This is a genomic window from Oceaniglobus ichthyenteri (genome assembly GCF_003057885.1).
GTDB classification, from domain to species: domain Bacteria; phylum Pseudomonadota; class Alphaproteobacteria; order Rhodobacterales; family Rhodobacteraceae; genus Oceaniglobus; species Oceaniglobus ichthyenteri.
On the sequence record NZ_QAGK01000007.1, the window covers coordinates 176,015 to 188,712 of the forward strand.

At 59.6% G+C, this 12,698-nt stretch carries 15 protein-coding genes and 1 tRNA gene; 4 read left to right on the forward strand and 12 right to left on the reverse strand.

Annotation, left to right across the window (positions count from 1 at the left end; all coding sequences use genetic code 11):
• Positions 1-242 precede the first annotated feature (242 nt).
• On the reverse strand, positions 243-1,565 hold the full coding sequence (locus C8265_RS12485) for an ATP-binding protein (protein ID WP_108484339.1): 1,323 nt from the start codon (positions 1,563-1,565) through the stop codon (positions 243-245).
• Positions 1,566-1,608: 43 nt separating this feature from the next.
• On the opposite strand from C8265_RS12485, the gene C8265_RS12490 reads away from it, so the two are divergent.
• Positions 1,609-2,517, forward strand: a complete 909-nt coding sequence (locus C8265_RS12490) for an MBL fold metallo-hydrolase (RefSeq protein WP_108484340.1) — start codon at positions 1,609-1,611, stop codon at positions 2,515-2,517.
• Positions 2,518-2,575: 58 nt separating this feature from the next.
• Positions 2,576-2,650, forward strand: a tRNA-Asn gene (locus C8265_RS12495).
• A gap of 212 nt (positions 2,651-2,862) precedes the next feature.
• On the opposite strand, the gene C8265_RS12500 is transcribed toward C8265_RS12495, so the two are convergent.
• The 10 genes from C8265_RS12500 to C8265_RS12540 form a co-directional block, all read right to left on the reverse strand.
• A complete protein-coding gene (locus C8265_RS12500) occupies positions 2,863-3,324 on the reverse strand; it encodes a phage terminase small subunit P27 family (RefSeq protein WP_108484341.1) in 462 nt (153 codons plus the stop codon).
• Positions 3,325-3,542: 218 nt separating this feature from the next.
• On the reverse strand, positions 3,543-4,934 hold the full coding sequence (locus tag C8265_RS12505) for a phage major capsid protein (RefSeq protein WP_108484342.1): 1,392 nt from the start codon (positions 4,932-4,934) through the stop codon (positions 3,543-3,545).
• Between the two features lie 15 nt (positions 4,935-4,949).
• Positions 4,950-5,087 carry a hypothetical protein gene (locus C8265_RS19510; RefSeq protein ID WP_164512326.1) on the reverse strand — a complete coding sequence of 46 codons (138 nt, stop codon included), beginning with the start codon at positions 5,085-5,087 and terminating at the stop codon, positions 4,950-4,952.
• 11 nt (positions 5,088-5,098) lie between these two features.
• On the reverse strand, positions 5,099-5,335 hold the full coding sequence (locus tag C8265_RS12510; protein ID WP_108484343.1) for a hypothetical protein: 237 nt from the start codon (positions 5,333-5,335) through the stop codon (positions 5,099-5,101).
• A 163-nt stretch (positions 5,336-5,498) separates the two neighbouring features.
• Positions 5,499-7,832: a phage/plasmid primase, P4 family gene (locus C8265_RS12515; RefSeq protein WP_108484344.1), complete on the reverse strand. Its 2,334-nt coding sequence runs from the start codon at positions 7,830-7,832 to the stop codon at positions 5,499-5,501.
• Positions 7,833-7,923: 91 nt separating this feature from the next.
• Positions 7,924-8,166 (reverse strand): hypothetical protein, encoded by a 243-nt coding sequence (locus C8265_RS12520; protein ID WP_108484345.1) that lies wholly within the window; start codon positions 8,164-8,166, stop codon positions 7,924-7,926.
• Between the two features lie 113 nt (positions 8,167-8,279).
• Complete coding sequence (locus C8265_RS12525; protein WP_108484346.1) at positions 8,280-8,669, reverse strand: hypothetical protein; 390 nt, start codon at positions 8,667-8,669, stop codon at positions 8,280-8,282.
• Positions 8,666-8,920: a helix-turn-helix transcriptional regulator gene (locus C8265_RS12530; protein WP_108484347.1), complete on the reverse strand. Its 255-nt coding sequence runs from the start codon at positions 8,918-8,920 to the stop codon at positions 8,666-8,668. The genes C8265_RS12525 and C8265_RS12530 overlap by 4 nt, the downstream gene beginning before the upstream one ends.
• 77 nt (positions 8,921-8,997) lie before the next feature.
• Entirely contained in the window at positions 8,998-9,642 is a 645-nt protein-coding gene (locus tag C8265_RS12535) for a hypothetical protein (RefSeq protein ID WP_108484348.1), read from the reverse strand.
• Positions 9,639-10,955, reverse strand: coding sequence for a tyrosine-type recombinase/integrase (locus tag C8265_RS12540; RefSeq protein WP_240611070.1), 1,317 nt, complete (start codon positions 10,953-10,955; stop codon positions 9,639-9,641). The genes C8265_RS12535 and C8265_RS12540 overlap by 4 nt, the downstream gene beginning before the upstream one ends.
• A 242-nt stretch (positions 10,956-11,197) precedes the next feature.
• On the opposite strand from C8265_RS12540, the gene C8265_RS12545 reads away from it, so the two are divergent.
• Both C8265_RS12545 and C8265_RS12550 read left to right on the forward strand, forming a co-directional pair.
• Entirely contained in the window at positions 11,198-11,749 is a 552-nt protein-coding gene (locus C8265_RS12545; RefSeq protein ID WP_108484350.1) for a DUF6538 domain-containing protein, read from the forward strand.
• On the forward strand, positions 11,742-12,554 hold the full coding sequence (locus tag C8265_RS12550) for a hypothetical protein (RefSeq protein ID WP_108484351.1): 813 nt from the start codon (positions 11,742-11,744) through the stop codon (positions 12,552-12,554). The genes C8265_RS12545 and C8265_RS12550 overlap by 8 nt, the downstream gene beginning before the upstream one ends.
• Here C8265_RS12550 and C8265_RS12555 read toward each other — a convergent pair.
• Positions 12,490-12,698, reverse strand: a 209-nt coding sequence (locus C8265_RS12555) for an integrase core domain-containing protein (protein ID WP_164512327.1), incomplete at its 5' end; no start/stop codon positions are given. The genes C8265_RS12550 and C8265_RS12555 overlap by 65 nt on opposite strands.

Sequence of the window (12,698 nt, forward strand, 5' to 3'; positions counted from 1 at the left end):
TTATAGCAAGAAAAAACCGACACCCGAGTGTGATATCTGAACGGTTGCACAGATCCGCGTCCGTTCGAAACGATGAAATAAGGCGCGGGTTCTGTTATCTGGCGGTTGATCCCTTTGGTGGGTGCGGCGCAGGCGCAAACCTGAAAGCGATCAACCGGCGACGATGGGGCGTATGTCTTTGACAGGGCATGTGCCGATATGGTTTGGGCGTTGAAGCAGAATCTCGCAAATGCAGACACTGCCTAGCGGGCCAGCACCAGATCAGCGCACAAACCACCCAATCGGGTGCTGGTATCAAGGCGCAGGGTGCCGCCGTGTTGGCGCGCGATATCCATGGCGATGGACAGGCCAAGGCCCACATTGCCGCCCCGGTTCTGCCCCCGTGCGGCATCAAGCCGGGTAAACGGTTTCAACGCCTCGTCGCGGACGGCCGGATCAATGCCTGGTCCGTCGTCTTCGACGCGAAACACCACCGCGCGTTCGCTGAGGATGCACGACAGTTCAACCCGCGTGCCATAGCGCACACCGTTGTTGATCAGGTTTTCCAGCGCGCGCCGCACCGCTGCCGGGCGCAACAGCACCGTTTCATTGGGCAAATCGCCGACCACCGACAAGGATTGCCCCGCCCGTTGCGCGCCCCGTGCCAGAGTTTCGATCAGATCGCCGGGCGACACCGGTTCCGGATCATCCAGCGAATCAAGCTGCACGAAATCCAGGAACGACGCTAACATGGCCTCCATATCGCGGACATCGCCCAGTAATTCATCGGTGTCCGGTCCTTCGTCCATCATTGACAGGCCCAGTTTCAGGCGCGTCAGGGGGGTGCGTAAATCATGGCTGACCCCTGATAGCAAAACAGTGCGCTGTTCGATCTGACGTTCGATACGGTTGCGCATGTTCAAAAATGCCTGCCCGGCCGCGCGCACCTCGGTTGCGCCCGAGGGCCAATAGGGCACCACACGCCCCCGGCCAAACGCCTCGGCGGCGCGGGCCAAACGGCGGATCGGGCGCATCTGATTACGCAGAAACAAAAACGCAATCACCGTCATCAACAGGCTGACACCGGCCATCAGCACCAATAATTGGTGGGGGTTTGACGCCGAAACCCGAAACCGGGGCACATCAATGCGCACCGGCCCCGCCGTTGTTTCAAAATACAGGTGAACATGTTTGTCGGACCCGGTCAGATCGGTGCGTTCCAGCGTCGGTAAATCACCGCGCAGCGTCACGATGACAACCCGTCCGGACAGATCGTAAAACCGCCTTTTATCGCCCATGGGCGGCGATTCATCGGGAAGGGTGATCACCAGATTCAGCGCTTTCGCCAATTCTGCAACCTGCATCAACCCGGCGGTGGCCGTCGGCGATATTTCGATTTGCCTCAGGATATAGCCGAGCTCCAATGCGACAGACCGGCTCATCTGTTCGGTCACATCTTCGTAATGGCGCTGTATGAAAACGATGGCGACCACCAGTTGAATCACGATCACCGGCGTCAGCAAAATAAGTGCGGCGCGCCCATAAAGCGACCGGGGGGCATAGCGTTTGAGCCAGGCAAATGTCATGGTCATGTCGATACCTCAGACAGCGCCGCCAAGGAAGGCATCAATGTTCGATCATACCAGTTTCAACCCCGCACCCGGCGTGATCGAACAGATCCTGCCGGGGGTGCGCCGCATATTGGCGCGCAACCCCTCGCCGATGACATTTCGCGGCACCAACACTTATGTGGTGGGGCAGGGGCAGGTGGCAGTGATTGATCCCGGGCCAAAGGACGCCGCGCATCTTGCCGCGCTGCTGTCAGCTTTGGCAGGGGAAACGATAACACATATTCTGGTCACCCACGCCCATGTCGATCATTCGGCGCTGGCGCAGGATCTGTCAGAGCGCACAGGCGCGCCGATTTATGCGTTCGGCACCGCCGAAGCCGGCCGCAGCCCGGTGATGACCGAGCTGGCGCGACAAGGGCTGGCCCGCGGCGGTGAAGGGGTCGACACCGCCTTTGCCCCCGATCATCATTTGGTGGATGGAATGGATATCATCGGCAAAGACTGGCGGCTGACGGCCCACCATACGCCGGGTCACATGGCCAATCACATGTGCTTTGCGCTGGGCGATACGGTGTTCAGCGGTGATCAGGTGATGGGTTGGTCCACCTCGATGGTGTCTCCGCCCGACGGGGATTTGTCGGCTTTCATGCACTCTTGCGAAAAAATGCGCCGATGGAACGCGCGTCTTTTGTTGCCAGGCCACGGCGCGCCCGTCACGGACCCGACCAGGCGCCTGACCGACCTGATCGCACACCGAAACGCCCGCACAGCCCAGATCAAAGCAGCCTTGGGAGCGACCCCAGCCAGCATCGCCGCAATCACCCGCGCAATCTATCCCGAGCTACAGCCCAACATGCACCCGATCGCCGCGCGCAATGTCTTTGCCCATCTGATTGATCTGGTTTCCAAAAACCAGGCAAAAGCCGTGCCGCACCTGTCAGAAACGGCAGATTTCAAAAGACTTTAACTTTTCTGCAAAACCCCCTAGACGCCGCCAAAAGGTATTGCTATGACCCGCGCATTGGTCCGGCGTAGCTCAGCGGTAGAGCAGTTGACTGTTAATCAATTGGTCGTAGGTTCGATCCCTACCGCCGGAGCCAAAATTCTCAATAAAATCAGATAGCTACCCAGAACCCGCTTCGGTGGCCTTTCTGGTTTCGTATTCTGGGGAACGCTGGGGGAACAGATCAGCTTTGTCGCGCATTTGCCAAAATGTCGCAGGCGGAATCAGCCCGCTATAGCCCAGAACAGCAAAAGGCCGGGACGCATCGCCTCCTGGCCCCCGTTGTTCTAATTGGCGAAACTCTCTGCGCTAAATCCTGTCCAGCGCCGCAAACGGGTTTTCCTCGGCGGTCTTACCCGCGCTCACCTTGGATCGCGCTGCCGGTGTCAGTCCGAAGTCAGAAAGCAGGCTTTGCGCATGTCGCATCGCCTCGTTACGCATGGCAACTTCCGGACGCGCTCTAATCAGCTTGTCGCCGCTGGTCGCCGTGGTGGCATAGGTGCGGCCCGCATCCTCGATTACCGCCGTGCAGATTTCGATTTCTTCCAGCCTGCTTGCAAGCATCGCCAGCGCCGCCTGGTCGTCCGGTGACGCAATGCCCATGCCCAGCAAGGTCGCGGATAGCTGCGTGAAGATTTCCGCCACGCGTTCACTCAGCCATTCCGGCGCGTTTGCCGTGCCGATGTTCGCGGGCGGCGCGTCCGGGTTCATGCGATCAGGCCGCGCCGTGCCTGCGATGATTTTCAGATGGTCCGGTGTTCGCTTTGCCATAACGCAAAACCTCCTTCGATTTGACAGCGCGTAAGTTTGGCTGACCCGCCGGTCCCGCTGTGTGTCCGGTAGAGATCAGAATACCCCCTCCCCATGCCAGATTAGCAGGGGGAGGGGTCGCACCTTGCCGGATTGAACGCACTGCGAGAGCATGGGCAACGCATCCGGCTTTCCGTTATCGGGCTGGATCATCGCCCTCATAAAGATGCCCGTGCCTCTTACGCGCCCTTGCCAACGCCGGTCAGGGTGAAGAACGCCCCGGCATGAGCAACCGCCACATCCGCCCGCATATGCGCAAGGAAGGTGTATTGCAGGTTGCTGGCATAGGTCGAAGTTTTCAGCAGTTCGATGCGGATATCCTGCCGGATGCCAAGCATCAGGTGAGCGAAGTTGCCCGCAAAGATCGTGCTTTCGTCCGTCCCGGTGCCGCCATCAACGGGGATTGCCGTTGTGGTCAGGATCGGGATATCGGCCACTGCCTTCGGTGCCATCAGCGGTTGCCCTTGGCCGTCCGTCAGGTCGGTGAATGCGCCTTCATCGCGCGGGTGCATGATGTAGGCTGATACCGGCCCGGCGTTTGCCGACAGAATGCCGGTGCGCGCCTTCGACAGGTTCGCATAGCTGGCAATCCCGGCATCCTGCGCAAAGGTGCCGATGCCGGACGTATTGGCGAGGCCGCGCGGCTCCGGCGGCGTTCCCGTGCCAAGAAGGGCCACGCGGTCCAGTTCCAGCCCCATCGCAGCAGCCAGGACATTGGGCAACGCGGTGCCGATGTTCAGGCTATCTTCGAGCAACTCCTGCGATACCTTGACTTGCACAGCCAAGGATTGCGGCGTCAGCGAAACGCGCCCGAATGTCGGATCGCTCTCCGCAACCGCGCCAGCCTCATCGCGCCATGCGGGTGTCGGATCGGTCAGCAGTTTCGCATAATAGTTCTGGTCGCTGGTCAACGGCACCGTGATCGCGCCCGCGCGGATTGCAACCGATTGCGCGCGCAGGCGGTCGATCAGTTGCGCGGAAAGGGCATCCGGCACGGTATATCCGCCCGCCCCGTCTGTGCCTTCCGACAATGCGCGGCGTTCCAGATCGGACTTGCCGCCCAGCACCATCGCGCGCAGATATTGCCCCAGCCCCAGGCCACGATATTCGCTGCCCGTGTCGCGCGCCTGCGCCCAGGCGGTGAAGCGTTGCTCGGGTGCCAGAGCGTAACTGGCTTCCGCCGCTTCGGCTTCCATCCCATCGGTGCGCACTTGGTCAACAGCATCAATCCCCGGACGCTTTGCCAGCTGCTCGGAACGTTCGCGCCGCTCACGCGGTCCCTTGTTGCCGATGAAGGTGCGTTCGTCCTTCTCAGTGCGGATTTCGCCCAGCAGGTCGGAAAATGCGTCACAAGCTTCACTTGCGCTGTCCATCTGCTCGGATGTTCCGTTGCTTACGCGGTCGAGCATTTCGCTCGCTGCCTTGCGCGCTTCCTTCTCGATACCGTTCAGGTCGGTCCATGCCATCGTGTGCAGGGTCAGGTCATTGATGGATTTGATCTTGTTGCGGGTGTGAAAGTCGATTGCTTCCTTGCGGGCTTTGATCGCTTTCGATTCATCTGTGATGAACATTTCCGATTTCCTTTTTCAGAATGCCGGATCGCGCGAAAGAACGCCCCCGGCTTGAGGTTCGTTTCTTTCGCGCGCAGCCATCAGCGTTGCGGGAAAAGGTTTGTCAGGACGCGCCATCAGCGCCAATCCGTTGCAGGTAATATAATACCTCATCGGCCTGTCCGTCAACATGTTGTAACCGTGCCGCTGCGGGTCAGTTCGCGCACCCCTACCTTGGACAATGCGCGCGCGATGGTTTCCGGCCCCTCGATCTCGGCATGAAGCTGGATCGCGGCCACAAGGAACGCGGCATTGAAAAAGCGGATATCGCCGTTTTCGGCTTCGAGCGATTGAATCGCCTCTGCCAGCAGGTCAGAAACCCGCGCCCGTTCGATCTTCATCTTTTCTTCATCTGTAATCATTGATCGTTCCTCTTGTGGTGGTGGTTTTCCTGCCATTCGGGCGGCGATATGACGCTTATGACGCTTCGTCCCATATCGGGCGTATTGCGCGCGCACGCGCGTATGTGCGCGCGTATACGGTGGATAAGGAGCAAAGCGTCATAAGCGTCATGTCCGTAATTTTTCATCGCGTTTTCAGCCCTATGAAGCCCCGGCCATGCGGGCGGCGGTGATTCTGAAAGCCGCGTGATTTCAATTCCTTGCGCAACGTGTGCAGGGTCCAGGCATGTAGCCCTTGCCGCTCGCACCAGAATTTGAAACGGTCATGCAGATCGGTGGTGGTCACGAAACCTGCCGGATCGGTTACGGTTTCGTCGATCAGGAATTGCCCCAGCGTGTCCTCGTCATCCATGTATTCGGTGGATGCCGCCGCCACTCTGGCGGGCACGTCCAGGCCGCGCTCCTGCCATTGCAGCGTGCCCTCGATTGCCCATCGCAGGATTTCCGGCCCCTCTGCCCTCAACTTGTCGGCCAAGCCCTTGTCGCGCCGCTCAGGCGGTATGGTGACGGTGAAGGGCACCAACACCACGCGGGCACGGATCGCTTCATCGACGCCACGGAAAGACGGCTGATTATTCCCGGCAATCATCAGGGTCAGTTGCGGGTCGAAGTCGAAAAAATCGCCGCGCATGAAACGGGCGGTCATACGATCCCCGCCGGTCAAATCCTTGATAACGGATTCATCCCATGTCTTGCCGACTGGCAATTCGCTGCCCGCCACCAGCCGCGCGCCTTGCAGCCCGGCAAGCCCGGTTGAATGTTTTTCAACCGCGCTGTTGAGGAAGGTTTCAGCCGCCGCGCGCCGGGCATAATCGGCCCAGATATGGGTCAAGGTGTTCAGGAAAACCGATTTCCCGTTTCTGCCCGTGCCGTAGAGAAAAAGCAGTTTGTGTTCCGTGGTCAGCCCGGTCAGCGCATAGCCTGCCGCGCGCTGCATGAAGGCCACCAGATCGGCGTCACCGTCGAATATCTCGTGCAGGAAGGTCAGCCATCGTTGTGGGCGCGATCCGGGCGCGGCAGGCGCGCAGGTGGTGGCCTTGGTTATCATGTCGCCCCGGTCGGCTGCGCGCAGCTGCCCGGTGCGCAGATCCACCGTGCCGCCGGGCGTTCCCAGCAGCAGGCGATTTTCGTCGAAGGCATCGGCCCGCGCCACGCTGGCCGGGTTCGATCTGGCCAGACTTTCGACGCTGGCAACCGTGATCTTGTTGCGCAACCAGCGTGATTGATCCTTGGCCCAGGCGCGCAAGCGGTCGCTTTCCTTTTCTTCGAGCGTCCCGGCCTTGCGCTCGGCCCATCCGGTCAAATTCTCGGCCCGGTCACGCAGATAGGCGCGTGTGCGGGTCAGGTGGTCGAGCCTGTCGTCGATCTGCCAGCGGGTGCCCTCCCAGAAAAGCCATTTGCCCCAGGTGGCGACGTGTCGCGCGTCAGCGTCAAAACTGCGCGCGCCCAGATCGGTTGCCAGTGCATCATGGCTAAGGTCGGTTTCGTCGGGCGTGTTCGGACGCGGCTGTCCATCGGCTGTTGCCGCGCGTGTGCCGGTCGCGCCATAACTGGCCCGCTCTTTCGGTTTTCGCGGCGTTTGCACGCCCGCCTGAAAGCCGCTTTCGATGGTCGCGGCAATTTCGCTCGCTTCCAGGCCGATGCCCGCACCAGCTGCCTGCAGCCGCGCCTTGACGGTTTCTTCTTGCAAGCCGCCCCCGGCCACGATCTGCGCCAGATTGAAGGCGCAGCTATTTAGCGTGCCGTTGCGCTTGCCCTCGGGCGCGGCCAACAGCTTTGCAAGTTCGTCCTGCATGGCCTTTTCAGCCCATGCCGTTGCACCGCCGGTGTCGATCTGGATGCGCGCACCGGGCATGGCACACTCGGAAAGTTTCGGCGCTTGCGCGGCGCGCAGCTTATCCAGCAGCCATTCCGGGCAATCGGCCAGTTCGAAGAAACCCGGCGGGTTCTTCCAGCGATACGCCTTGCCGGTGCCGGGTTTGATCGTCGGCGGTGCCAGCACCATGCCACCTTCGCCGCGCACATCTATGCCCGGTGCCAGCTTGCTTTCGCTGTTGCGGATTTCCAGATCGTCGGGCAGGCGGAAATAAACGTGCCAGCCTTCGCTTGGCGTCGTGCCCTCGATGGTATCAGGCAATGGCCCGTGTTCTTCGATCCAGCCGCGCAGGGTTCCCACGCCATCCTTGTCGTGGCCCTCGGGCGTGTCCGCGTCGATCACAAAGAAACCGCTATCGGTGCCGGTCGTGACTCCCAGCAGCGCGTCGGGAAATTCTTTCCAATAGTCGCGGATCGCGTCGGGGTCGGTGGTCGCGCCCCAGCGCGCGCCGCCATTGGCCTTGCCTGCTATGAAAGACCGTTTGCTGCCATCTTTGATGCGGGCAGGGAACACATGCCAGCCACGCGCGGCGCATTCCAGCGCGGCCTTGGCGACGGTCGGGAAGTTGTCCTGCATGTTCATCAGTTCGCCCCCCAGATCAGCACGCAAAGCGCGGATGCCTGCGCCTCGGTCAGCCCGTGCAGGCGCATCAGAAACCGGATTTGAATCTGCCTCATACCGCGCCCCCCAGCAGTTCCAGCGGGGCGTATTCGCCCGCGCCCTCGATACGCGCCAGCGTGCGGCCCCGGTCGTCCTTCAGGACGCGGTGCGGATCGCAGGTGCAAAGCCGCTGGCGCGTATAGATCGCGCAGCCCGGATCGTGCTGATATTCGACGTGGTAGAGATTGCCGCGCCTGATATGCTTGCGGCGCTCTGCGGCCCATGCTCGGCGGGCCTGCCGTTTCGATTTTGTCATTTGCTCATTGCCTCGGCATTTGCCGAAAGCAACGGGCGGTGCTATATTCAGCTTTGAAGCCGTCCAAGCCTCAAGTTTTAGATAGCCCCCGCCGTCGCTTTCGGTGGGGGTTTCTATTTGCAGATTGCCGCGCGCAGGCTTCTGTTGGCCTCGCGGGTGTTGCTCATGCTGGCCTGTTGCGCGTTCACCGCTGCCCGCACGATCCGGTGCAGGTGGATCGCATCGGTGCTGTCGAAGTCGGGATTTGCCAAGGCGATGCTGGCGACTTCTAGGACGGATTCGACAAAGCCCTCGGCGTCGTCCACGTCGATCTTGTCATTGTTATTGATAAGGCAGGCATTTGCGCCCTTTGCCGCCTCAATTGGATCACTGGGCAATTTCGCCATATCTTCGGCGTCCTGCATTCGATGCGCATCAATCGCAAGCATCTCAAAGTCGCGCGGCGAAAGCTGTTTCAGCGTTTTGACGGCCTCGGCGGGAAGGTCGGAAAGGTTGATGCTCATGCCGCCACCTCGCGCGCTTCCAACCAGGCGACGATTTCGGCCTCTTTCCAATAGCGGCGGCGTCCGATGTAGATCGGGCGCGGAAAGTCCAGGTCGTGATTGTCCAGCCAGCGCCACAGGGTCATGTCGCTGATACCGCCGCACATCTGGCGCACGGTCGCTGCCTGAATGCGGCGGTGGGGATTGCGGTCGTGTTCCGGGTCAAGCGCGCTCGTGGTGCGCGCAATCGGAGTTGCGGGTTGGGTGTTCATGGTGCCACGTCCTTTCGTGTTAGGTCATGGCACCCCATTGAGGGCATTTTTCGCGCCTTGGATATTGCGAAACAATTTCAGAAATTAAATCGCAGTTCTTTTGCAGCCCTCAAGGTGTCGCGCGCGCCTTGCTCTGTTTGCGCCTTATATTTCAAAAATTTAGCGATTTCCGAAAGAGATGCGCCACCCTCGGCTGCATCCAATACTCTAAGATATTCCGGCCATTTTGCAGGGTGGCGGCGTTTTTGTACCTTCCCGCCGCTCTCCTCAGTTTGAACTTCTACCAACCTCTTTTTCACATTTTCAATCTGGGGTGCGATAGGTGCGCTCAAGTCAAAATCGACTCGTAAAAAACCCGCTGGGGCCGTTTCCCGCGTGAATTCACGGATGGAAGTGTCAGTCCAACTCCAGCCAATGGCATTTTCTGGTTGATCTCCAATCTTCGGGTTTGGCATTTCCCACCACAATATCCGAGAAAAAATAATGAAACCGGGATCTTCTGGACGCAATATACGCCCGCCTTCATGAGTTGGATGCTCAGCGTCCAGCCATTCCCTGAATTTGAGATTGCTCTGATAGGTTTGGCTAGCGTATTCTTTAAATTCTTGGCGTAGATCTTCACGACGTCGGAGAAATTCCCATTTCCATCTGTTGCGTGACCAATCACAAAAATCTCCGTAGGCGTCAGGATCGCGCCAATCTGGAATGCCCCATTCGTTCATGCCTTGGCCTCGCCAATCCGCACTACGTTATCCGCCGTGCCTTCCACCAGATCGAAAACAAGACGCGCCCATGCGTCCAGCGCATCCCGCTTTTCGTCGGCATAATCGTGTCGCTGGTAAACGCTCACGATGCCCCCGGCGGTGCCGCTCACATGGTTCAGCACGGCCTCTGTCACTCTCACCGGAATGCCTAGCCGCGCCATGCCGGTTGCCGCCGTGCGGCGTAGATCGTGAAACGTCCAGTGCGAGATTTCCTGCCCGGCAATCTCTGCCATGCGTTCGGCAATGTGATTCCGGCCCTTGTGGTAGCCCTGTACCGCGCTTCTGCCGTTCGTGGTGAACACATACCCCGCATCGCTCTTGAGGCGCTCCACCGCCCCCAGAACGTCCAGTGCAGCCTGTGACAACGGCACATCATGCGCCCGCCCGTTCTTGGTGCGGTCGGCAGTCAGGTGCCATAGATCGTCGCTAACCTCTCGATCGGTCATGTTCACAACCTCGCCAAGCCGTTGCCCGGTCAGCAACAGCATTTTGCCAAGATGCCCCCACGGCTGGCCCTCAACCGTGCAGGCTTTCCAGAACAGTCTGATTTCGTCGTCGGTCAACACGCGGTCGCGGCTCTTTTCCTTCGCTGCCGGTTTGACGCCCATCGCGGGCGACTGGTCGATTATATCGCGTTCCACACACCAGCTTAGGAATTTGTTCAGATACGCCCGCACCCGGTTGGCGGTCACAACCCGCCCGCTGTCGGCTATCCCGTCCAGTAGGTCGATCACGTCGCGCTTGGCGATATCGTGAATATCCCGCTCGCCCCAGACTGCGACCACATGCCGGTTCAACTCGCGCTTGACGGTTTCGCCGGATTTCAGGGTGGACAAGTGCCGCTTGCCGAATTGCTCCACAAGCGTCTTGATCTTGTCGCGGCCTGATTGGTCAACCTCGACGCGTGCCGCCTTTTCGGCCTCTCTCTCGCCCGCCGGATCGCGCCCATCCTGCGCAGCAATCAAGGCTTCACTTGCCCGCGCTCGCGCGTCTGCAAGCGAAAGCAAAGGATATCTGCCTAATGTCATCCGGCGGTGCTTTTCCCCAAACCGATACCGAATTTGCCATGACTTTTTGCCGCTCGGCTGCACGATGAAATAAAGGCCCGTCATCAGGCTATCCGGCACCTCTTGCCTCTTGTCCGTCACCTTCCATTTGTCAACGCCGGTTGCCGTCAGCTTAGCCATGCTCGTTCCCCTCAAAATCTGTTCCCCAATCGGTTCTGGGGAACATTCTGGGGAACAGAAATGGTGTTTTATACTGTTCCCCACGCAAGCAAACACTGCCGAACATATCGCGCATATGCAAGTAAAATAAAGGAAAAATCAGGGCCGATAGTTTTACATATTTAGGCCGCGTTACCCCCTAAATAGTGACTGTTAATCAATTGGTCGTAGGTTCGATCCCTACCGCCGGAGCCAATTCTAAAAAAGTCAAGCGAAATCAACGATTCTGACCGATAAATCGGTCAGGAGTCGTTGTGCGACACAAAAGTCGCAAAAGGGTCGCACACATGGCCGCACATCCGACCTATATCATTCGCAGGGGCACGACTCTGGTCTTTCGGCGCCGGGTCCCGGCGGTCGCGAAAAATTTCTACGCGAAATCGTTTTTTTGTTTTTCGCTTCGAACGCATTTCATTTCCGAGGCGCGGCGACGGGCTGCGATAGCAGCCCGCTTCATCGTCGATCTCATCGGAATGATAGAGATGTGCGGAGCGGACATGCTCAATGAACAACAGCTGGATTCCATGGTCGATGACCTGATGCGCTTCGAGGTGGCAACCTCGGAAGCACTCCGCGAGACCTGTGGCCCGCGGGGCCCGGAGGCTGTGACCGCCGCAATCCGGCTGCATGAGGCGACTCGCGAGACGATGCGCGTCGCGCTGATCTATAATGACTACGAGGCTGTCTCGGCGCCGCTCGAGCGAACACTTGGCCGACTCGGGGTCCCTGTTGAGCCAGGAAGCGAGGACTGGCTGCGCGGCTCGACGCGCCGCCCGGGCCCTGATCGAGGTCGCCGACGAGAATATCCACCGGGAACAGAGCATCTACCGCATGGATGATCGCCTTGTCTCGATGTCCCATCCCGCAAAGGCGCAAGCCGATCTGACCGCGATGATCGCGCTTCCGCCCGTGTTGCCGACACTACCGGCGCAGATGGCGGCGCATGCACCCCATGCCGAACCCGGTCCGATGCAGAGCCCACCGGAGACGTCGCCAATGCCGGCAGCACCACCTGTGCCAACGCTGGCCAAAGTCGCCCCTGATCTGACCTGCGCGCGGCAGCCTACACCCGCGATCCGAGATCACGAGGCAGCCATGGGTGTATCTCGGCCCAATGATGCGGACAACCGCGAGGAAACGGAGCAACCGATTCAATATATCAACGCGCCTTCCTGCGACGATGAGGCCACATGCAGCCTGACCGCGGAGAGCCGGTTCAGCGCCTGGTTCGAGGCCGCCATGGACCAGAAGCGCGAGGACAACCCCGGGTGGGACACGAACAACCTGGGCAACTGGAGCGCGACCAAGAAGCTCTTGATCGAAGCCCATGGGGATCGTCCGATGGGCTCCTACACCAAGGCCCAGCTGTTCGAGTTTCGGTCCCTGCTCTGCGCGCTGCCAAAGAACCATCACAAGAGCAGCGACTCGCTTGGCCTCTACACTATCATCGACGAGGCCAAGGAAGCGCGCAACATGATCCTCGCCGAGAATGAAATCGTCGAGCATGGTCTCAATCGCGGCGACGCCGAGCAGCGTCGTGAACCGCCCCGGGTTTACCGGAGAGTGTTTTGTTCAAATCTTAGGCTGCTTTATCATGGCCGTTTAAGTTTTCATAGAAAGCGTCCTCTGCTTCTTGTGGCGTAGTATAGCCGATGGCGCTGTGCAGGCGCTCGCTGTTGTACCAGCTGACCCACTTCAGGGTTTCCCACTCGACTTGCCCGATTGATTTCCAAGGGCCGAAGAAGTTGATCACCTCGGTTTTGAATAGGCCAATGATGCTTTCGGCCA